Origin of the sequence: Novosphingobium ginsenosidimutans (assembly GCF_007954425.1) — a bacterium.
GTDB lineage: Bacteria > Pseudomonadota > Alphaproteobacteria > Sphingomonadales > Sphingomonadaceae > Novosphingobium > Novosphingobium ginsenosidimutans.
The window spans coordinates 1,695,354-1,715,820 of sequence record NZ_CP042345.1 but is presented as its reverse complement, the minus strand read 5'-3'; the positions used below and the strand labels follow the sequence as shown (position 1 = coordinate 1,715,820).

The following is a 20,467-nucleotide window of genomic DNA, read 5'->3' as shown; positions in this document are numbered from 1 at the left end:
TCATCGCTTACCAGAACCGCCGCGTTACCATCGCCAAGCGCCCCGCCGGCATGCCTTCGCTGTCCGACTTCGGCATCGTGGATGAAACGATCGAACAGGTCCCGGCCGGCCAGGTGCTGGTCAAGGTCGATACCCTCTCGATGGACGCCTGGATTCGTACCACGCTCGATGCCGAAGGATTCCACGAGAGCGTCACACTTGGCTCGACCATTCGCGCTTTCGGGATTGGCCAGGTCGTGGCCAGCAGCGATCCCGGCTTTGCGGTCGGTGACTGGGCCTATGGCCTGCTTTCGGCCCAGACCATGGCGCTGATGGACGCCGCCGCGCTGACCAAGGTGGTGCCCGAACAAGGCGTTTCCCCATCGGACTTCATTGGCCTGCTCGGCATCACCACGGGCCTCACCGCCTGGGTCGGGCTGGTCGCGGTGGGCGAGGTGCAGCCGGGCGATGTCGTGCTGGTTTCGGGTGCAGCCGGGGCGGTCGGCTCCTGCGTGGTGCAGTTCGCCAAGGCGCGCGGCGCACGGGTGATCGGGATTGCCGGCGGCCCGGCCAAGTGCGGGTTCGTCACCGGCCTGCTCGGCGCCGATGCGGCGATCGACTACAAGGCCGGCGATGTCGGGACGCAGCTCGCGCGGCTGGCGCCTGAGGGGATCGACCTGTTCTTCGACAATGTCGGCGGTGAGATCCTCGATGCCGCGCTCGACAACCTGCGCCCCAGAGGCGGCGCGCGGGTGGTAATCTGCGGGGCGATCTCGCAGTACCAGAACCTCAACGACGTGCGCGGACCCAAGCTTTACCTGCGGCTGGCCGAACGCAACGCCTCGATGCGCGGCTTCGTGGTCAGCCACCACGCCGCCCGGTTCGGTGAGGCAATCAAGGAGATCTCGCAGCTGATCCGCACCGGCAAGGCCCACTTGCCCGAGCACGTGGTTGAGCCGATCGACCGCTTCCCGGAGGCCTTGATGATGCTGTTCACCGGCCAGCACAGCGGCAATCTGGTGGTCAAACCCTGACCGGATCGGCGCCTCGCAACCAAAAATGACAATTGTCAATTCGCCGCCGCGCGCGCGAGAGTAACAAGACCCGGGTTGGGACTGAGGAAACTGCAATGGCTCGCAATACGCTGATCGAAATGACCCGCTCGCTGATCGCCCATGGTGATGCCGGAACGATGGAACTGGCCGACGAAGTGGTGCGCATCCCCGCATCGGCCTATACCGATGAGACGCTGTTCGAGCGCGAGAAGCGCCAGATCTTCCGCCGCCTGCCGCTGATGGTTGCGCCATCGTGCGAACTGCCCGAACCCGGCGATTACAAGGCGATGGACATCTGCGGCGTGCCATTGCTGCTAACCCGCCAGAAGGACGGCACTGTTGCGGCCTTTCTCAACATGTGCACCCATCGCGGCAACCCGGTCGCTTCGGGCAGCGGCAATGCCAGCCGCTTTACCTGCGGCTACCACGGCTGGACCTTCAAGAACGACGGCGCGCTGATCGGCGTTGCCAGCCCGCAGGATTTCGGCGCGATCGACAAGGCGGCGCATTGCCTGACCCGCTTCCCGGTCTACGAAAGCGCCGGGCTGATCTGGGCGACGCTCGACCCCAATTCCAAGCTCGATATCGCCGATTACCTGTGCGGCTATGACGAGCTGCTGAAGGCCTTCGAATTCGATGGCTGGCACCTGTTCAGCCAGCGCACCCTCTCCGGCCCGAACTGGAAGACGGCCTACGATGGCTACCTCGATTTCTACCACCTGCCCGTGCTCCATGCGAACACCTTTGGTTCGGACTTCTACAACCGCGCCAACTACTTCGCCTTCGGCCCGCACCAGCGACTCTCCACCCCGTCGCGCTATGCGATCAAGGTGTCGGGCGAAGACGATATGAAAATGGACCTCGCCGCCATGAACGATGACGAGATCCCGCAAGAAGTTCTGGTCCAGGGCGTCTGGACGATCTTTCCGCACATCTCGATCGCCAGCTTCTATGGCGGCGGCCTGCGCGGGGCGATGATCAGCCAGCTGTTCCCAGGCGACAAGGTGGGCGAAAGCTATACCACCCAGTTCTACGTGATGGAGCACAAGCCGACCGACGAAGCGGCGATCAAGGCCGCGCACGACCAGTTCGATTTCCTCGAAATCGTGGTGCGGGATGAGGACTACAAGACCGGCAAGCGCCAGCACCAGGCGCTGCAGAGCGGGCTGATGAAAGACGTGCTGTTCGGCCGCAACGAGCGCGGCGGACAGGTGTTCCACCAGTGGGTCGACAAGCTGACCAATGCCAGCGATGACGACCTGATCGAGATCTTCGCGGCCGAGCAGCCCAGTCTGGCAGCCGAATAGAAAACGGCGGCGGAGCAAGGCCCCGCCGCCGCAATCTCTGACCTACCGCTCAGCCGAACGCAGGGCGGTGGTTCTTTTCGCCCCAGTCCTGCCGCGGCGCCCATTCGGCCATGCTTTCCAGCTTGCCTTCCAGTTCGGGGAAGCGCTCGTAGACATGGTCCATATCGACCGCGAATGGCTTGGTCGGGGCGGTGTTGTTGTAATCGTAGAAGGCCTCGATCCCCTTGGCGAATTCCTCGCGCATCGCCGCCGGCATGCCGTCACCGGCCGCCTCGACGAGGTAGCGACCGAACTCGGCCGGGGTGCAGGGATCGTACTTGATCGGCTTGCCCAGGGCATCGCTCAGCACCTTGGCAACCTGCGGCCCGCGCATCCGCTCTGGCCCGCCGATGTTGAGCCAGGCGCCTTCCATGTCGGGTCGCTCGAGCGAGGCCAGCATGAACTTCGCCACGTCATCGAGGCTGATCCAGTTGGCCTCCAGCTCCGGGTTGTGCGGGTAGACGTAGCGCCCCTCGCCGACGATGAACGGCCGTGCCCAGTTGGTCAGCAGGTTGTCCATGAACAGGACCGAGCCGAACACTGTACCCGGCGCGCCGGAGCGCCACAGCGCGTTGATACCCTTGGTGTTGCCGGCATAGGTGAAGGCATCGCCCGGCTTGTCCGGAATCCAGCTCGAGGTGTTCCAGACCACCCGCTTGACGTCGAGCGCGGCCGCCGCAGCGCCGACCTGGCCGACCAGCACGGCGCGGTCGGCCCGGGCCTGGAGCGGGTGGGTGTAGAAGATGTAATCGCTGCCCTCGAGCGCGGCGGCATAGCTATCGGTATCGTAGAGATCCATCGGCCGCAGTTCGACCGAGTCGATCCCGGGAAAATCCTCCCCGGCAAAGGGATCGGCGCTGCGGGTGATCGCCCGCACCTTGTAGCCGGCGGCCAGCGCCTGCCGCACCTGCGCCATGCCCTGGCGGCCACTCGCGCCAATGACTGTGATCAAGGCCATTTCGATAGTCTCCCTCTCATCTGTTGCCCTGACGTTACGGCAATGCGGCGCCCCCCGCGCTCGGCGAAATTGATAGCCGTGCCGGTGGACGCTTTGCGCCTATGGTGCTGGCGATAGGATTTTAGAGAGGCCGTTCATGAACAACCGTTTCTGGCGACTGGATGCGCGCCCGGTGGGCAATGCCTTTGCCGAAGCGCTGTCGCTCCAGACCGTGCCGCTGGCCGCGCCGGAAGCCGGCCAGATCGTGATCCGCAACCGCTACCTGTCGATGGATGCCGGCACGCGGATGTGGATGACCGACCGCACCGATGGCTATCAGCCGCCGCTGCCGCTGGGCACGCCGATGTCCGGCCTGGTACTGGGCGAAGTGATCGCCTCAAACGCGGCGGGCTTTGCGGCAGGTGACTGGGTCCGCGCCTTTGGTACCTGGAGCGATTACTCGGTGGTCGATCCGGTCATGGCCGGGGCCTTCAAGGTTGATGCCAGCGTGGCCGACCTGCGCGATCATCTCGGTCCGCTCGGCATGAACGGCTGGACCGCGCTGTGGGGGATCGAACGGACGGGTGCGACCAAGGCTGGCGAGGCCGTGGTCGTCTCTGCCGCCGCCGGATCGACCGGGCTGCTCGCCTGCCAGATCGCCAAGCTGCTCGGCGCGGAGGCCTATGGCATTGCCGGCGGGGCAGAGAAATGCGCGCTGCTGGTGCGGGACTATGGCCTGGCCGCCGCCTATGACTACCGCGCCGGGGGCCTGCGCGAAAAGCTGGTCGAGATACCCGGCGGGATCGACGTCTATTTCGACAATGTCGGCGGACCGATCCTAGAGGATGTCCTTGCCAACATGGCGCTTTATGGCCGCGTCGCCGTCTGCGGGCTGGTGGCGGAATACACCGCCGGGGAACGGCGCGGGCCAGCCAATTTCGATCAGGTGCTGATGAAGCGCCTCAGGATCGAAGGCTTCTTCTCGCCCGATTTCATGGACCAGGGCAAGGCGCTGACCGCGCGCCTGCGCCAGTGGGTCGATGCCGGCCAGCTCTCGCTGCCCTATGACATGACCACGGGCCTGGAAAACACCCTTGCCGCCTATGCCCGGCTGTTCACCGGGGGCAATTTCGGCAAGGTACTGGTGGAGCTGCCGCAATGACCCTTTCACTCGCAGACAAGGACGCGATCCGTGATGTGCTGACGGCCTATGCCCACGCCATCGACCGGCGGCGGTGGGAGCTGATGCCGCAGATCTTCCACCCGGAAGCGACCTTTGCCTTCGGGCCGATTAGTGGATCGTGGCAGGACTTCGTCGGCCAGGCCCAGGCCGTGATCAACAATTGCGTAGCAACGCACCATCAGCTCGGCCAGATGCTGATCGCCGCCGATGGCCCCGATGCCGCCATTGCCGAAACCTATATGACCGCGATGCACATCGTGCCGCCGGGCTATCCCCTGCCCACCGTCTTCCCCGACCGGGGCGAGGACTATTCGGCCGTGATCGCCGGCCGCTATGTCGACCGCCTCGTCCTTTACCGCGGCGAATGGCGGATCATGCAGCGCACCGGCATCTACGACTGGCGCGAATTCCGCGAGATCGGCGCGGCGAACCTGTCCGCCGTGCCGCAGGAAGCGCGCGGGCAGCATGACGCGGGCGATCCGGCTTGGCCGGTGGCGGCGGCTTGGGCGGGTTAATCCTTCCGCAAGATCGTATAGACCCCCGTCATCGTCATCAGTACCTCGTCGCCGCGGCGGATTTCGCCGCTGCAATAAGCGATGCGCTTGCCTTTGCGGTCAAGGCGGCAGGTGGCTTCGAGCCAGTCGCCGCTTTTGGTGCCGGACAGGAAGTTCACCGTCAGCGTGTTGGATACGACCGCCAGCGCGGGCCGCTCGCTGTCGTGCACGGCGAAGGACAGGGCGACATCGGCAAAGGTCGCTAGCACCCCGCCGTGGGCGACGCCAACGTAGTTGGCGTGGGCCTCCCCCACCCGCAGGCCGAGCCGCGTCTCCCCCTCGCCTCGGTGGATGAAATAGGGGCCGGACAGGGTCAGGAACCCGGGCGAGAAATTGGCCGGGACGAAGCCGGCGGGGACGTCTGGCGCATTGGGTTCCATGGGCATTGCCTCCTGCCGGCACAGTCCACCATGCACGCGCGCGGCGGGACTATGAAATGTGCCAATGGTTCGCGGGGGCCAAGTTCCTAAGGACAAGGCCATGGGACAGACATCGACCGAAGCCGCGCCTGCCGTGCAGTTTGAAACCGTTGTGGCCGCCGTGCGCGCCCATGCGGCGGACAATCCGCAGGCCATGGCCTTCACCTTTGGCGACGAGGTGATGACCTTTGCCGAGCTGGACGCCGGATCGAACCGCGCCGCCAATGGCCTGACCGCGCTGGGTGTGCAGGCGGGGGACCGGATCGCCTATCTGGGCAAGAACATCCACCTCTACTTCGAAGTGCTGCTGGGCGCGCTGAAGATCGGCGCGGTGATGACCCCGGTGAACTGGCGCCTGGCCGTGCCCGAAGTGGTCTATGTCCTCAACGATTGCCAGGCGAAGGTGCTGTTCGTGGGCGAAGGCTTTGCCCCGCTGGTGGAGCAGGCCCGCGCCGCCGTGCCGCGCCTCGCCACCGTGATCGGCATCGATACCTCCGATGGCGCGGCCGACTGGACCGATTACCGCAGCTGGCGCGATGGCTTCCCGGCGGACGATCCGCACCGCGAAGGCGGGACCGAGGACGATGCGATCCAGCTCTATACCTCAGGCACCACGGGCCATCCCAAGGGTGCGATCCTGACCAACCGCTCGATCCTCTCCTCGCGGCCTTCAGCGGTGGCGGTGGAAGACATGCGGCCCTGGCAGGTACCGATCCCGGGCGAAGTGACGCTGCTGGCCATGCCGTGCTTCCACATCAGCGGCACCGGCACGGGCCTGGGCACGATGTTCGCCGGCACCGGCGCGATCGTGCTGCCGGAATACGATCCGACCAAGGCACTGGAGATGATCGAGAACTATCCGATCTCCAAGATCTTCATGGTCCCCGCCGCGATCCAGATCATGCTGAACCACCCGCGCGTGGCCGAGGTTGATTTCAGCCGGCTGAAGTTCATCACTTATGGAGCGTCCCCCATCCCGCTCGACCTGATGCGCGCGGCGATGGACCGCTTCGGCTGCGGCTTTGTGCAGATGTACGGCATGACCGAGACCAGCGGGACGATCGTGACGCTGGACCCCGAGGATCACGTGCCCGAAGGCAGCCCGAAGATGCGCTCGGTCGGCAAGCCGCTGCCCGGCGTGGAAATCAAGATCATCGACAGCGAGGGCAACGCCGTGCCGCCGCGCGTGGTCGGCGAAATCGCCACCCGCAGCACCAAGAACATGAAGGGCTACTGGAACAAGCCCGAGGCCACCACTTCGACCATCGATGCCGAAGGCTGGTTGCGCACCGGCGATGCCGGCTACATGGACGAGGACGGCTATCTCTACATCCACGACCGGGTGAAGGACATGATCATCTCCGGCGGGGAGAACGTCTACCCGGCCGAGGTCGAGAACGCGATCTACTCGCACCCCAAGGTCGCCGATGTCGCGGTGATCGGCGTGCCCGATGCCAAGTGGGGCGAGGCGGTCAAGGCCTGCGTCGTGGTCAAGCCCGGTGAGACCCTGACCGAGGCAGAAGTGATCGCCCACAGCCGCCAGCACGTGGCGGGCTACAAGTGCCCCAAGTCGGTCGATTTCATCCCGGCCCTGCCCCGCAATGCCTCGGGCAAGGTGCTGCGCCGCGAGCTGCGCGCACCCTATTGGGAAGGCATGGACCGCGCGGTCAACTGACATGACGCTGGCCGATCTGCCCCCGCGCCAGATCGCCTACTTCGTGCCCGACATCCGCGCAGCCGCGCTGGCGCACCACCGCCAGTTCGGCTCTGGCCCGTTCTTCGTGATCGACCATGTCGCGCTGAGCCGCTCGGAACATCGCGGCACGCCCCGCCCGCTCGATCACTCCAGCGCCTATGGCCAGTGGGGCGGCGTGATGGTCGAGTTCGTCCAGCAGCATAACCCGGACCCGAGCGCCTATCACGACATATACCCGGCGGGCGGCAACGGCCTGCACCACGTCGCGCTGTTCGTAGGCGATCTGGGCGCTGCGCTGGCCGAGCACGCCGCCGCCGGCAACCAGACCGCGCAATATGCCGTGACGGCGACTGGCACCGCCTTTGCCTTCATCGATACCACCCGCAGCCTGGGCCACATGCTGGAACTCTATGAGCCCAGCCCCGGCCTGACCGGTTTCTACGCCATGGTCGCCGCCGCCGCTGACGGCTGGGACGGCAGCGACCCGATCCGCACCATCAACCTTTGAGGAGAGAGACTATGCCCGGCGAAGCCCAACGCGTGATCGAGGAATTCTGGCGGATCCAGGACAGCGGCGACTATACCAAGCTGGTCGACCTCTTCGCCGAGGATGCCCTGCTGGAGGACCCGGTCTATGGGACTTACAATGGCAAGGCGGCGATCCACCAGTTCATGTCCAAGATGGTCGAGGAAATGGGCGACCGCAAAATCCACTTCACCATCGACGAAATCTGCGGCGACGATCACGCCGTCTGGTCCCGCTGGACCATGCACTCCCCCGCCGGCACCAAGGGCGGCTGCGGCATCTACAAGGTCGCAGGCGGCAGGCTGACCTATTACCGCGACTACATGGACCCGCCGCTGGGCGAATAGCCTACATCGGCCGGTACATCGGGTGCCCGCTGGCGATGATTTCCAGGATCGGCAGCGGCAGCACCGGGTTGGGCGTGCCGTCGTTCTGGGGGCCAAGCGGGACCGACCAGTCCATCACGTATTGTCGCTTGGCGATCCGCCATTCACCCTGTCGCCGCGCGAATTCATCAAGGTAGCGGCCGCCATAGAGGTTACCAGTCCAGACCCCATCGGTTTCGCGGATGCCGGTGGCAAGGCCATAGCATTCGACGCTCGCCGCATCGGGGCCGGTGAAGGCGATCTGGACGCTGTTCAGCATGTGCCAGCGGCGCTGGCTCTGCCGCTCGATCGCCATGACGACAGGCAGGAAATCGGCCGCCGTGCCGCTGAAGAAGCCGTAGTCGACCTGGGCATCGGGCCAGTAGCAGGTCGCCTGCCCTGCATCGTCAAGCCAGTCGAGCGTGCGCGAATAACGGGCGATGACCTCGGTGATGGCCTGCTTGTCGAGCAGTTGCTGTAGCGCCGGGTCCATCAGGCGCGCTCCTTCCACCAGGCTGGGATGCTGAGCGGGAAACGCTCCTGCGCGGTGCGCTGGGCCGGGGTCGCGTCAGCGGGAAGCGGCGGATCGTCGGTATGGCTGAGGCCGCCGTCGGCGCCCTCAACCGGGTCGATGTATTCCAGCTTGATCCCGGCCAGCACGTCACCAAAATCGTGGCCTTCGTGGTGGTCGGACATCTGGTGGTGATAGAACGCCCATTTGTCGGTGAAGGACAGCAGGCAGTAGTAGGAATTCTCCTCCTGACCCTTCCAGTATTCATAGCGGCGCACGCCCGGTTCGGTGGCGAAGGTCTGGGCCACCATGTCGCGCATGATCGCTTCCCATTTCTCTTCCTTGCCGGGCTTGATCCGGATGTGGGCGAGGAGCGTGGTCATTCAGGCCTCCCGTGACGGGGTGAAGGTGAGGTTGAGGCGGTTGGTGCCGAGCATGATGCCCGGCTGGTGCAGGAAATCGTTGTCAGGCGCGTAGGCCATGCCCTCCAGCCGATCGAGCAGGCGGTTCCAGGCGATGGTCTGCTCCAGCCGCGAAAGGCCCGCCCCGGGGCAGACGCGCGGCCCGGCCGAGAAGGCCAGGTGGCGGGTCACGGCCTTGCGATCGAGCTGCAGTTCCTTGGCGTGCTCGAACTCATCGGGATCGATATTGGCGGCGCCCCAGCGCAGGTGGAGGGTCGATCCGGCGGGCACTGCGACACCCTGGAACACCTCGTCCTGCGAGGTTACCCGCGTCGAAAGGCCCTGGGTGGGAGAGCGCAGCCGCATCCCCTCTTCGATGAAGGTGCGCACCAGGCTCCGGTCGGCGCGCAGCCGTTCGAACAGGCCGGGCGTTTCGCAGACCAGCTGGGCCTGTTCGCAGATCGCGTACTGGGTCGTCTCCAGCCCGCCGATCACCATGGCATAGACCACGCCGCCGATCTCGCCATCGGTCAGCTTGCGGTCCAGCGCCTGGTAATGGACCTGGGTCAGGAACGAGATCATATCGTCCGCCGGGCGGGCGCGCTTTTCCCGCACCTGGTCCTGCACATAGTCGGCAAAGCCCGCCAGCAGGCGGAACTTCTCGGCGGTCTGCTCGGGTGTAAGCTTGTTGTTGTGCCCGCAGCCGTGGACATAGGACATGACCTGGGCATTGCCCCAGATTTCCAGCCGGGGAATGTCCTCCAGCGGAAAACCCAGCACCGATGCCATGGTCCGCTGCGGCAGCGGCCGGGCGAATTGGCCGACGAAATCTACCCTGTCGCCAGCGATCCAGCCATCGATCAGGGCATCGACGTGGCCTTCGATCATCGCCTTGTGCCGCGACGCGCCGGGGCCGACCCAGGGGTCGGTCAGCTCCTGCCGGTGCGCGCGCCACAATTCTGGCGTGGGGCGCAGGGTATAGATCGACTGCACCATCGCATCGATATCGGGCATCTGCTGCGGCAACTGGCCGGTCAGCCGGATCTGCTCAAGCAGCAGCGAGAGTGTCGGCGGGAAGCGCGCCCAGTCCTTCACCACGCGTTCGATGTCGGCATATTTGGTCAGGATAAAGGCATCGCGCTCGCCCGTCAGACCCTCGCCCGGCAGCCGCAGCACCGGAGCCTCGGCATGGAGGATGTCATAGGCCTCATACCAGTGCTCAGCCGCGCCGGGGCCGAACAGATCGACGTCGGACAGGCTGGCCGGGCAGGCCATCGCGCTCAGCTGGTGGTTGCAGTGCTTGGCCAATCGACATTCCCCGCCTGCATCAATTCGCCAGTTCTTGGCCCCGGCAATGAAATCTATCCTCCCCTTCCCCGCCATTGGCAGATTGGAGAGGCATGTTGAGCCGGATCAGCAAACTGGCCCCCAGCGAGTGGGACCCGCGGCTGCAGGCCGCGATCGATCCCGACAGCCGCAGCCCGCTGGAACAGGGGCTGACGCGGTTCTTTGCCCATTGCCCGGAACAGGCGCTGGGGCTGATGAAGTTCGCCGGCGCGCTGAAGGTCGGCCGCGCGCTTCCGGAGCGGCTGGTCGAGCTGGTGCGGCTGCGGATCGCCTTCTTCAACCAGTGCCGCAGCTGCATGGCGATCCGCTATCGCGATGCGCTGGATGACGGCCTTGACGAAGCCCTGGTCTGCTCGCTGGAACGCCCGCAGGAGGCGGAGAACCTGTCCGACGCCGAAAAGGCCGCGATCCGCTTTGGCGAGCTGATGGCGACCGACCACCTGGCGATCGGCGATGCCCACTATGCCGAGCTGCGCCGCCATTTCAGCGAGGCTGAGATTGTCGAGCTGGGCATGACCTGCGCTTTCTTCGTCGGCTTCGGCCGGCTCGCCGCGACCTGGCACATGGTCGAGGAACTGCCCGAGGCCTTCCAGCACGCCGAAACGATTGCCCCCTGGGGCCAAGCCAGCATCGAGGTCCGCTAAATGGCCAGCAAGTCAGACGTCGCCGTCAACCTGTTCGATCCGGGGGTACAGCAGTGCCCCTATGCCGCGTACAAGACGCTGCGCGACGAGGCGCCGGCTTACAACATTCCGGGAACCGAAATCTGGGTGATCACCCGCTATGAAGATGTCCGGCGGGTGCTGACCGATGCCGAAGCCTTTCCCAGCACGTCCAAGAACACCGCCTTCCGCGCCGGCGACGGCACGCTCGAACGCGCGGCCAAGGTGGCGAGCCGCTTTGCGGAAAAAGGCTGGGTGCCTGCGCCGACGCTCAACGGGCGCGATGATCCCAATCACAAGCAGATGCGGGCGATGTTCAACGAGGCGTTCAAGCCAAGCCGGATCAAGGAGATCGATTCAAAGGTCGAATCGCTGGCCTATGACCTGATCGATGCCTTCCTGCCCGACGGCCATTGCGATTGGGTGAGCCAGTTTGCCGTGCCCTTGCCGCTGTTCATCATCGGCGAGCAAATGGGCGCGCCGCGTGAGGACATGTGGCAGATCAAGCGCTGGACCGATGCCTTCTTCCAGCGCATTTCGTTCATGCTGCCCGAGGATCAACACCTCGAAATGGTCGACCGCGAGATCGAGGCGCAGCACTACTTCCAGCCGATCTTCGAACGCCTGCGCAAGAATCCGGATGAATCGCTGATCTCCGTGCTGGTCAACACCGTGATCCCCGAATGGGGCCGGCCGCTCAACGACAACGAACTCCACGCCGAGATGATGGCCGATACCTTCGTCGGCGGCAGCGAAACCACCACCAATGCGCTCGCTGCCGGCATGAAGCTACTGATCGAAAACAAGGATATCTGGCATCAGCTGAAGTCTGATCCCGAGCGCTACATGAAGACCTTTGTCGAAGAAGTCGTGCGGCTGGAGAGCCCGGTGCAGAGCCTGATGCGGTTCTGCGCGCGCGACACCGAGCTGAGCGGGATCACGATTCCTGACGGTGCCATGGTCAATGTCCGCTTCGCCGCCGCCAATCGCGATGAACGGGCGTTCGACAATCCCGACAAGATCGACCTCGATCGGCCCAAGGCCGGGGCGCACATGGGCTTTGGCTCGGGCACGCACCATTGCCTCGGCGCACCGCTCGCCCGGCGTGAGCTGACCTGGGGCTTCACTGCGGCAGTCGACCGGTTCGAGGACATGTGGTTCGCCGAAGGCAAGAACGACTTCGCGATTCGGCCCCACTTCCTGCTGCGCAGCCTGGCCGAACTGCACATCGAATTCGAACCGAAGAGGCGCTGACATGGCCACCCTTGCCCGCCCCACCAACGACCGGATCGACAAGACCGCCCAGCCGCGGCCGCCGCTCAGCACCGATCCGATCAGCGGTGAGCGATACTGGTCGTCCGAGTTCATGCAGCGCGAGTGGGATCACATCTGGACCAAGGCCTGGCTGATCGGCGGGCTGGTCGAGCAGATCCCTAACGCGGGCGATTACTTCACTTACGAGATCGGCCGGGAATCGATCCTGGTGACGCGCGGTGAGGATGGCCAGGTCCGCGCTTTCTACAACGTCTGCCCGCACCGCGGGAACCGGCTGGTCGAGGCCGAGCAGGGCCATGCCAAGACGATCGCCTGCGCCTATCACGGCTGGCGGTTTGCCCCGGAAGGAGACTTGAAGTTCGTCCCCTGCCCAGAGGATTTTGCCGGCGGCACGCCCTGCGGCCGGGTGAAGCTGAGCGAGGTGCGCTGCGAGGTCTTTGCCGGGTTCGTCTGGGTCAACCTCGATCCCCAGGCGCCGACGCTGGCCGAACATCTGGGTCCGGTCATGCCGCAGATCGCCTGCTATCAGATGGAGCAGATGCGCCGGACCCACTGGGTGACGCTGGAGGGCGATTTCAACTGGAAGATCGTCCAGGACAATTTCAACGAGAGCTACCACCTGCCCTTCGTCCACCCGCAGACGCGCTACATCATGGAGCAGAGCTACAAGGACTGCCAGTTCGACATGTACCATCCGCAGGGTCATGCACGGATGCTGATGCCGGGCTCGCGCCCCTCACGCGCGCTGGCCGGGCATACCGATACGGTGCTGGCGATGATGGAACGGGAACTGCGCTATTGGGATCTCGATCCGGAGCAGTTCCGCAGTGATCCGCTGGCGATCCGCGCCGCGCTACAGGATGCGAAGCGGGCCGGCGGGGCAGCCAAGGGTTATGACTACAGCCAGTTCCACGATGACCAGCTGACCGATCATTACCACTACACCGTCTTCCCCAACATCAGCTTCAGCCTGAAACCCGACGGCTGCATCTGGCTGCGCGCCGATCCGCACCCGACCGACCCCGAACAATGCGTGTTCGACATGTGGTACTTCACCTGGTTCCCCGAAGGTAAGGACCAGTACTATTCCTATTCGATGGGCGAGCTGGTCGACCTGTCAAAGCCGGTCGAACACAAGCGCGGCAAGGTGGGTGAGCTGAGCTGCGGTCCCGGGATCGACCAGGACGTGTCGGTCTGGTCAAACCAGCAGAAGGGCCTGCGCTCACGCGGATACCAGGGCGGGGTGCTCGCGGGCCAGGAGAACCGGGTGCGGTACTTCCACGATACGATCGATCGCTGGCTGGCAGGCTAAACGTTGCTCCGGCGCGCGGCGGCCTGCCCGGCGATATAGCCAAAGGTCAGCGCGGGGCCGAGTGTGCCCCCGGCACCGGCATAGATCCCACCGGTCGGACAGGCGATGGCATTGCCCGCACCATAGAGGCCGGGAATCGGGGCGTTGTCGTGACCCAGGATCCGCCCCGCAGCATCGGTGCGCGGGCCGCCGTTGGTGCCGAGCAGCCCCATCTCGATTCGCGCGGCGTAGAATGGGCCCTGCTCAACCGGGCCGAGCGTAACCGCCGTGCCGCTCCGGCTGCGGTCGCCATAGAAGTGGTCATAGGCCGAAGTACCGCGCTGAAAGTCGGGATCGTGGCCGGCGCGGGCATGTTCGTTGAACCGCGCGACGGTTGCCTCAAGCATCGCGGGATCAAGGCCGATCAACTGGGCCAGTTCGGCCAGGCTATCGGCGCGCGGCACCCAGTCCGGGATCGGCGCGGGCGGCAGACGGGTGCCGAGCGGATAGCGCGCCGCATATTGCGCATCGAACACCAGCCAGGCCGGGATGTTGAGATAGTCATAGCTCTGCGGATCGAAGGCATGAAACGCCCCGGCCAGCGCCGAATAGTTCGCTGCCTCGTTGCAGAAGCGCTGCCCGGCGCGGTTGACCAGCAGGCCGTGCGGCACGGTCCGCTCGATCAGGACCGGCTCGGCGCGCTGCTCCCCGCCTAGCCAATGGCGTCCCGGCGGGGCCAGCGTCGGTGCCCACCAGGCCTGGGTCATGTTGCCCAGCTTGGCCCCGGCGGCCATGGCCAGCTTGAGGCCAGCACCGGCAGCCGTCGGCGGTGAGGCCGGTGCCGTCACCGGTCCGCGCAGGAAAGCCTGGCGCAGCTCCGCGTCCCATTCGAAGCCGCCCGTGGCCACGACCACGCCGTGGCAGGCGCGGATCACGGTGCCATCGGCCAGTTCGACCCCGGTGATCCGGTCGCCTTCGCGGGTAAGCCGCACTACCTCGCAGCCCAGCTCCGGTTCGATCCCGCGCGCCAGACAGGCCTTGAGCATCCGTCCGACCATCGCCTGTCCAAAGCCGCGCTCCTGCGCGGCCATGCGCCGGCCGATTTCCTCGGGCGCAACCACGCCGCTGCCGCCGCCCAAGGGCGTTTCGCGCAGCATCATCGGCTTAGGCTCGTCAATTGCGAAGATCCGCGCGGCCCAGTCACCCAGTTCGGTCAGGGCGAAGAGATCGTGGTCAAGCGCGCGGCCGCCCCCCGGCTTGGCCCCGGGGCGGTCGAGGTAATAGTCCGGATACCCATCCAGCAGCGCGACCTTCAGCGCATCGATCCCTTCCAGGAAGGCCAGCGCCTCGGGACCCTTGTCGACAAAGGCTTCGAGCGTTTCGTCAACCAGATCGCCGTGGTCGAGCGCGCGGAAATAGGCCAGCGCCTCGTCCCGGCTGTCGGCCATGCCGGCCGCCTGCATCCGGGGGTTGTTGGCGACCCAGATCACCCCGCCCGAGACAGCCGAGGTTCCGCCCACCTTGTCGCCGCGCTCGAGCAAACGGACCTTGGCCCCCGCTTCGTGTGCCGCCAGGGCCGCGGTCATCCCCGCAGCGCCGCTTCCCAATACCAGGACATCGCAATCGCTCATGGGCCGATTTGGCCCGATCCCGGCCCGCTGGAACACCCTTCATTTTGGTGAGGTGCACTGCCGCTACGGCGGCCCTAATCAGGCCGCAAAGGAGAACGCGATGAAACTGCAGGGCAAGATTGCAGCCATTACCGGAGGCACGGCAGGGCTGGGGCGCGGCATGGCCGAGGCCTTCCTGGCCGAGGGCGCCAGCGTCGCGCTGATGGCCCGCAATCCCGAAAAGGGCGCCAAGGTGCTGGAGGAACTTGGCGTGGGCGACCGCGCGATCTTCGTGGCCGGCGATGCGATGAACCAGGCCGACGTCGAAGGCTTTATCGATGCGACCGTGGCCAACTTTGGCCGGATCGACATCCTGGTCAACAATGCCGGCGGTGCTGGCGATCTGCAGCCGATGGTCAACCTGTCGGACGAGGCGTTCGACCAGGCGATGAAGTGGAACGTCTATTCGACCTTCTGGGCCACCCGCCGCGCGCTGAAGCCGATGCTGGCGCAGAAGCACGGACGGATCATCAACATCTCCTCGATGGAGGGGAAGCACGGCAAGCCGATCTTCACCGCCTATACCGCCGCCAAGCACGCGATCAACGGCATGACCAAGTCACTGGCCCGCGAAGTCGGGACCGAGGGGATTACGGCGAACTGCATCTGCCCGGGCCTGGTGATCACCGACATCATCAAGGATAACGGCCCCGCCGTCGCCGCGACGATGGGCATGACGCTGGACGAGATGATCGCGCACTTCGCGCAGGAATCGGCGATCAAGCGCCCCAACAAGGTTGAGGAAATCGCCGCCGTGGCGGTACTGCTGGCCTCGGAAGCCGGCGCCGGGATCACCGGCGCCATGTTCAGCGTGGACGGCGGGACCGCCCAGTACTGAGCGCTTGGCTCAGCTGCCGCCCTGCAGCTTCGCCATCGCCGCGCCGACCGAGCGCTCAATGTCGCTCGCCTGCGGGTTGCCGCGCAGGGTCAGGCCGCCGTTCGGCTGAATGTTCTGGCCGGTCAGGAAGGCTTCGTCGGTGCAGAGCCACAGGCAGGCGTTGGCGACGTCTTCGGATGTGTTGAGCCGGCCCAGCGGATAGCGCGGCAGGAAGGCATCGACCAGGCCCGGCACGGCGAACGACTGCTCGGTCATCGGCGATTCGGTGAAGGCCGGAGAGACCGTGTTGGCCTTGATCCCATAGTGTCCGTAATCGTTGGCAACGCAGCGGATCAGCGCCTCTGACCCGGTCTTGGTGCCGATATAGGCGGCGTGGTTGTTGATCACCGCGCGGGTCGTGGCCGAGGAGATCGAGATCAGCGAGCCGCCGCTGGGCTGCTGCGCGATCATCTTCTCGACAAAGGCCTGGAGGAAGTGGTGCACACCCTTGAATTGCAGGTCGACGATCTGGTCGAGCTGTTCCTCGGTGGTGTCGACCAGACTGGCGAGCAGGCCCCAGCCCGAGGCGTTGATGGCGGCATCGACCCGGCCCATCTTGGCCACGGCGGCATCGGCCATGGCCCGGACCTCGGCCCGCTTGGTAATGTCGCACAGCGCATAGTGCCCGCCGATTTCGGTCGCGAGCGCCTTTAGCGGTTCTTCCTTGCGGCCGGCGACCATCACCTCGGCCCCTTCGCGCGCGAACAGGCGGGCAATCGTCTGGCCCATGTTGTCCTTGGATGCGGCGCCCAGAACCACCGCCTTCTTGCCTGCCAAACGGCCCATTGCATCGCTCCCAAATCTTGTGATGAGCGGGTTCTACCGCTGAATGCAGCACAGCGCCCTTCCCAAAAATGGGCATTGTCGCCCCTGCCCCTCCCCGCCGATAGCATGGGCAAAGGAGAGGCCAGAATGTTCAGCGGACCACTGGAGGATCGCGTCGCGATCCAGGAGCTTAATGGAACCTATGCCGACGGCGTAGTGCGAGCCGATGCCGAAACCTGGGCCACGGTCTGGGCCGACGATGCCTATTGGAACCTGATGGGCATGGAAGTGAACGGCAAGGAAGCCATCGTCGGCATGTGGAAGGGCGCGATGGGCGGGCTGGAGGCAGTCAGCTTTCACTGCGTGCCCTGCATGATCGCGGTTGATGGAGACAAGGCGACGGCCCGCGTCCAGACCCAGGAAATCATGCTGACCAAGGAAGGCAAGACCCGCGTGATCGGGGGCCTTTACGAGGACGAACTGGCCCGCCGGGGCGGCGCCTGGGTCTTCACCAGCCGGAAGTTCCGCATTGTTGCCGAATACAATCCCGAAGGAGCAAGCCACTGATGGCCAAGATCGTCATTTCCGCCCAGATCGACCTGGACCCCGCCAAGCGCGACGAAGCGCTGCGCACCGCCCAGCCGTGGATCGACGGCGCGCTGAGCCAGCCCGGCTGCATCCACTATGACTGGAGCGCCGACCTCAACAACCCGAGCCGTGTCAACGTCTTCGAGGAATGGGAAAGCGAAGAATCGCTCGCCGCGCATTTCGCCGGGCCGCAATATGCCGGGATGCTGGGCCACATCGGCCAGTCGGGCCTGATCGGCGCGGTCAGCCGCAAGTACCGCGTCGATGCCGAAGGCCCAGTCTATGGCGATGACGGCAAACCGACCGAGAAGTTCGGGTAAGAACCAGCTCTAATCCAAACACGTCACCCCGGACTTGATCCGGGGTCCCTCTTTTCCAGCAACCAAGGAAGAAGATAGCGGGACCCCGGATCGAGTCCGGGGTGACGCGCTTTGGTGCTGTAGCTTTTACAGCTGCAGTAGCTGCTTGCCGCGGTTGGCACCTACGAACAGGCGCTTCAGCGTGTCGGGCGCATTTTCGAACCCGTGCTGCACGTCTTCCTGGTAGGCCAGCTTGCCTTCCTTGACGAAGCCTTCCAGCCGCTTGCGGATCGCCGGGAACTCGGCTGCCCAGTCAAGCACGATGAAGCCGGCCATGGTCCCGCGGCGGAACACCAGGTTGAAGTAGTTCTGCGGGCCGGCGGGTAGCGTGCCGGTCTCGTACCGGCTGATTCCGCCGCAGATCACTACGCGCGCGCCGGTGGCGATCTGGCTGAGCATGTCGTTAAGGATCGAGCCGCCGACGTTGTCAAAGATCACGTCCACCCCGCGCGGGCAGTGCTCCTTGATCTGGTCACGGACTGACCCCGCCTTGTAGTCGATCGCCGCGTCATAGCCGGCCTCGCGGACCAACCATTCACACTTGTCCTTGCCCCCTGCGATCCCGACGACGCGGCAGCCGGCGATCTTGGCGAGCTGGCCGACGATCGACCCAGTCGCCCCGGCCGCGCCAGAAACCAGCACGGTATCCCCCGCCACCGGCTTGCCGACCTTGAACAAGCCGCAATAGGCTGTGACGCCCGTGGTGCCGAGGACCGAGAGTACAGCCGTCGGCGGCAGATCGGTTTCGACCTTCGACAGCCCTTCGCCGTTCGACACAAAGTGATCGGTCCAGCCAACTGAACCGAAGACCATGTCGCCGACGGCGAACCGGCCGCCATTGCTGGCCAGAACCTCGGCGATCACACTGCCGCGCATCACCTCGCCGATCGCCATCGGCGCGACATAGTCGGCGATGTTTTCCATCCAGCCCTTCTGCGCCGGGTCAAAGCCCAGGTAGCGGGTCTTGAACAGCATCTCGCCGGGACCGGGATCGGCCAGCTGGACTTCGGCGAACTTGAAATCGCTGTCTTCGATCCCGCGACCACGGGGGTGGCCATTCAGCAGCCATTGGCGAGCGGTAGTGGGCATCTGGGTTACTCCTGATCAGGCAGCGCCATAGGCGCCGCGATAAAGCGCGCTGTCGGCGGCGTAGAAATTGCAGTGGAAGCCCGAAGGCACGCGGAACGGAATCTCGACCGTGCAGAGCGGCCCAGCGGCGATATTCTTGGCATCGAAGATCGCAAGTTCGCTGCCCGGCTCGTTGGCGCGGTGGACCAGGGTCATGGCATAGCCATCCGCCTCTTCCGTGCCGCCGAGCTTCGGCGCGAAGATCAGCTCGCCGGCCGAAGCGCCCTCGCCGAAGTGGTAGATGTCCTCGGCCCCGGTCACCGTGTCGAACCTGAGGACGGCGTCCATCCCGTCAGCCCGGCCATCGCGCGACTTGAGGTTGATATTGCCGAAGGCCTGGCGCGAGGCGCGGGTCATCAGCCGGTCGTCGGGCCGGGGGAACTGGATATCGCGCTCGTTCAGCACCTCTTCCTTGATCCAGGCGGTGTTGGCCTTGGGATCGATGATCCAGCGGCGCAGGCTTTGCAGCGTTTCGGCATGGGTGCGGCGCACCCCGTCCTGGTTGGGGAACAGCGCCGTGCCATTGGCCGCGGCAACATCGGCGACGATCCGGCCCTGCTCGTCCTCCCAGACGTTGCATTCGTGGAACATGTGACGCGGATCGTATTCGAACCAGCGCACATCCTCGGCCGTGCCATTGCGCGGCATGATCGCCAGCTTGGTCGGGCGGCCATCGACCCAGGCGGTCATCGGCCCGCCCGACATATAGCGCGAAAGATCGCTGTCGATCGGGATGATCGGGAAGACCACCCAGTTTTGCGTCACGAAGAAGGTGTGGATCAGCGCATGGTGCGGCACCTTGATCCGCTCGGCCTTGCGGACCGAACCATCGGGACCGATCACGTCATAGCGGATTTCCGGTTCGCCCATCGGCCCGTTGATCGAAGCGCCGATGTTGATCAGCTCACCGGTGAAGTGATCGACCTTGGGGTGCGCGCTGAAAGTGGTGGTGATCGTGCCGCCGTAGTCATGCTCGCCCAGGGTATCGAGGCTGCGCGGATCGAGCTCGACCGCCGGGGCGCCTTCCATCAGCGCCAGCAGCTTACCGGCGTGGATGATCACATTGGTGTTGGCGGTGTTATAGCGCTTGCCCTGGACCGAGGGATCGGCGGTCATCGGGTTGCCGAACACGCCGAACAAGCGCTTGCCTGCTGCTTTCTCCAGCTCGAACTTCTCGGTCCGGACCCAGCGGTTGCGCATCGAAACGCGGCCGTCCTCGATCTGGAAGGCATAGACCATGCCATCACCATCAAACCAGTGATAGTCGCCCTCACGCGGGGGATGGAGCGGCTCAGGCCCGTTGCGCACGAAGACGCCAGCCAGATCCTGCGGCAGCTCGCCGTGGATGATCAGGTCAGGCGCATCGGCCTCGAACCGCTGCGGTGCGTGGTGGCCTTTGAGGAACGGGTGATCGAAGAAAGCTACTGCCATCGGTTGTGGCTCCAGAAAGGGTCCATCCGAGCGGCCTAGTGCCGCAAGCGGCGGGCCGCTTCAGCTAGCAAAAGTAACCGGCGCAGATTTCCGGCCTAGGCC

The 20,467-nt window shown here is 65.1% G+C and carries 22 protein-coding genes; 13 read left to right on the top strand and 9 right to left on the bottom strand.

The genetic code is table 11. The annotated features are described in order from the left end of the window. The first annotated feature begins 2 nt into the window (after positions 1–2). Positions 3–1,013, top strand: coding sequence for an NADP-dependent oxidoreductase (locus FRF71_RS08595; RefSeq protein ID WP_345336507.1), 1,011 nt, complete (start codon positions 3–5; stop codon positions 1,011–1,013). A 95-nt stretch (positions 1,014–1,108) separates the two neighbouring features. Further along, positions 1,109–2,341 (top strand): aromatic ring-hydroxylating oxygenase subunit alpha, encoded by a 1,233-nt coding sequence (locus FRF71_RS08590; RefSeq protein WP_147090268.1) that lies wholly within the window; start codon positions 1,109–1,111, stop codon positions 2,339–2,341. Between the two features lie 49 nt (positions 2,342–2,390). On the opposite strand, the gene FRF71_RS08585 is transcribed toward FRF71_RS08590, so the two are convergent. After that, on the bottom strand, positions 2,391–3,338 hold the full coding sequence (locus FRF71_RS08585; RefSeq protein ID WP_147090267.1) for an SDR family oxidoreductase: 948 nt from the start codon (positions 3,336–3,338) through the stop codon (positions 2,391–2,393). 136 nt (positions 3,339–3,474) lie between these two features. Here FRF71_RS08585 and FRF71_RS08580 point away from each other — a divergent pair, with 136 nt between their 5' ends. Both FRF71_RS08580 and FRF71_RS08575 read left to right on the top strand, forming a co-directional pair. Next, positions 3,475–4,479: an NADP-dependent oxidoreductase gene (locus tag FRF71_RS08580; protein ID WP_147090266.1), complete on the top strand. Its 1,005-nt coding sequence runs from the start codon at positions 3,475–3,477 to the stop codon at positions 4,477–4,479. Continuing rightward, positions 4,476–5,015 carry a nuclear transport factor 2 family protein gene (locus FRF71_RS08575; protein WP_147090265.1) on the top strand — a complete coding sequence of 180 codons (540 nt, stop codon included), beginning with the start codon at positions 4,476–4,478 and terminating at the stop codon, positions 5,013–5,015. The genes FRF71_RS08580 and FRF71_RS08575 overlap by 4 nt, the downstream gene beginning before the upstream one ends. Here FRF71_RS08575 and FRF71_RS08570 read toward each other — a convergent pair. Next, on the bottom strand, positions 5,012–5,440 hold the full coding sequence (locus FRF71_RS08570) for a PaaI family thioesterase (RefSeq protein WP_161597919.1): 429 nt from the start codon (positions 5,438–5,440) through the stop codon (positions 5,012–5,014). The two genes, FRF71_RS08575 and FRF71_RS08570, sit on opposite strands and share 4 nt — an antisense overlap. A gap of 94 nt (positions 5,441–5,534) precedes the next feature. On the opposite strand from FRF71_RS08570, the gene FRF71_RS08565 reads away from it, so the two are divergent. From FRF71_RS08565 to FRF71_RS08555, 3 genes are read left to right on the top strand one after another with little or no spacing between them, the layout of a single operon-like run. Further along, positions 5,535–7,148 (top strand): fatty acid--CoA ligase, encoded by a 1,614-nt coding sequence (locus tag FRF71_RS08565; RefSeq protein WP_147090263.1) that lies wholly within the window; start codon positions 5,535–5,537, stop codon positions 7,146–7,148. Position 7,149: 1 nt separating this feature from the next. Beyond that, positions 7,150–7,677, top strand: a complete 528-nt coding sequence (locus FRF71_RS08560) for a VOC family protein (protein WP_147090262.1) — start codon at positions 7,150–7,152, stop codon at positions 7,675–7,677. A gap of 11 nt (positions 7,678–7,688) precedes the next feature. Beyond that, positions 7,689–8,042, top strand: coding sequence for a nuclear transport factor 2 family protein (locus tag FRF71_RS08555; protein ID WP_147090260.1), 354 nt, complete (start codon positions 7,689–7,691; stop codon positions 8,040–8,042). A gap of 1 nt (position 8,043) precedes the next feature. Here FRF71_RS08555 and FRF71_RS08550 read toward each other — a convergent pair whose 3' ends face one another. From FRF71_RS08550 to FRF71_RS08540, 3 genes are read right to left on the bottom strand one after another with little or no spacing between them, the layout of a single operon-like run. Further along, positions 8,044–8,553, bottom strand: coding sequence for a nuclear transport factor 2 family protein (locus tag FRF71_RS08550; protein WP_147090258.1), 510 nt, complete (start codon positions 8,551–8,553; stop codon positions 8,044–8,046). Next, complete coding sequence (locus tag FRF71_RS08545; RefSeq protein ID WP_147090256.1) at positions 8,553–8,954, bottom strand: putative quinol monooxygenase; 402 nt, start codon at positions 8,952–8,954, stop codon at positions 8,553–8,555. Before FRF71_RS08545 ends, FRF71_RS08550 begins: the two co-directional genes overlap by 1 nt. Then, complete coding sequence (locus FRF71_RS08540; RefSeq protein ID WP_238339151.1) at positions 8,955–10,355, bottom strand: cytochrome P450; 1,401 nt, start codon at positions 10,353–10,355, stop codon at positions 8,955–8,957. 20 nt (positions 10,356–10,375) lie between these two features. On the opposite strand from FRF71_RS08540, the gene FRF71_RS08535 reads away from it, so the two are divergent. Genes FRF71_RS08535 through FRF71_RS08525 form a run of 3 tightly spaced genes read left to right on the top strand, consistent with a single transcriptional unit; the run spans position 10,376 to position 13,568 of the window. After that, positions 10,376–10,963: a carboxymuconolactone decarboxylase family protein gene (locus FRF71_RS08535; RefSeq protein WP_192899995.1), complete on the top strand. Its 588-nt coding sequence runs from the start codon at positions 10,376–10,378 to the stop codon at positions 10,961–10,963. Further along, the gene (locus FRF71_RS08530) at positions 10,964–12,235 is read left to right on the top strand and encodes a cytochrome P450 (protein WP_147090252.1); all 1,272 of its coding nucleotides are present in this window, start codon (positions 10,964–10,966) and stop codon (positions 12,233–12,235) included. 1 nt (position 12,236) lies between these two features. Further along, entirely contained in the window at positions 12,237–13,568 is a 1,332-nt protein-coding gene (locus FRF71_RS08525; RefSeq protein ID WP_147090250.1) for an aromatic ring-hydroxylating oxygenase subunit alpha, read from the top strand. On the opposite strand, the gene FRF71_RS08520 is transcribed toward FRF71_RS08525, so the two are convergent. Then, complete coding sequence (locus FRF71_RS08520) at positions 13,565–15,178, bottom strand: FAD-dependent oxidoreductase (RefSeq protein WP_147090248.1); 1,614 nt, start codon at positions 15,176–15,178, stop codon at positions 13,565–13,567. The two genes, FRF71_RS08525 and FRF71_RS08520, sit on opposite strands and share 4 nt — an antisense overlap. 100 nt (positions 15,179–15,278) lie before the next feature. Between FRF71_RS08520 and FRF71_RS08515 the strand changes: the two genes are divergently transcribed. Continuing rightward, on the top strand, positions 15,279–16,055 hold the full coding sequence (locus FRF71_RS08515; protein ID WP_147090246.1) for an SDR family NAD(P)-dependent oxidoreductase: 777 nt from the start codon (positions 15,279–15,281) through the stop codon (positions 16,053–16,055). A 9-nt stretch (positions 16,056–16,064) separates the two neighbouring features. Here the strand turns inward: FRF71_RS08515 and FRF71_RS08510 are convergent, their stop codons facing one another. Continuing rightward, positions 16,065–16,880: an SDR family NAD(P)-dependent oxidoreductase gene (locus FRF71_RS08510; protein WP_192899994.1), complete on the bottom strand. Its 816-nt coding sequence runs from the start codon at positions 16,878–16,880 to the stop codon at positions 16,065–16,067. A gap of 126 nt (positions 16,881–17,006) precedes the next feature. Here FRF71_RS08510 and FRF71_RS08505 point away from each other — a divergent pair, with 126 nt between their 5' ends. After that, positions 17,007–17,426: a nuclear transport factor 2 family protein gene (locus FRF71_RS08505; protein WP_161597918.1), complete on the top strand. Its 420-nt coding sequence runs from the start codon at positions 17,007–17,009 to the stop codon at positions 17,424–17,426. Further along, positions 17,426–17,767, top strand: coding sequence for a putative quinol monooxygenase (locus FRF71_RS08500; protein WP_147090242.1), 342 nt, complete (start codon positions 17,426–17,428; stop codon positions 17,765–17,767). Before FRF71_RS08505 ends, FRF71_RS08500 begins: the two co-directional genes overlap by 1 nt. Before the next feature lie 126 nt (positions 17,768–17,893). On the opposite strand, the gene FRF71_RS08495 is transcribed toward FRF71_RS08500, so the two are convergent. Both FRF71_RS08495 and FRF71_RS08490 read right to left on the bottom strand, forming a co-directional pair. Further along, positions 17,894–18,895, bottom strand: coding sequence for an NADP-dependent oxidoreductase (locus tag FRF71_RS08495; RefSeq protein ID WP_147090241.1), 1,002 nt, complete (start codon positions 18,893–18,895; stop codon positions 17,894–17,896). A gap of 15 nt (positions 18,896–18,910) precedes the next feature. Beyond that, complete coding sequence (locus FRF71_RS08490; protein WP_147090238.1) at positions 18,911–20,365, bottom strand: carotenoid oxygenase family protein; 1,455 nt, start codon at positions 20,363–20,365, stop codon at positions 18,911–18,913. Positions 20,366–20,467: the final 102 nt, after the last annotated feature.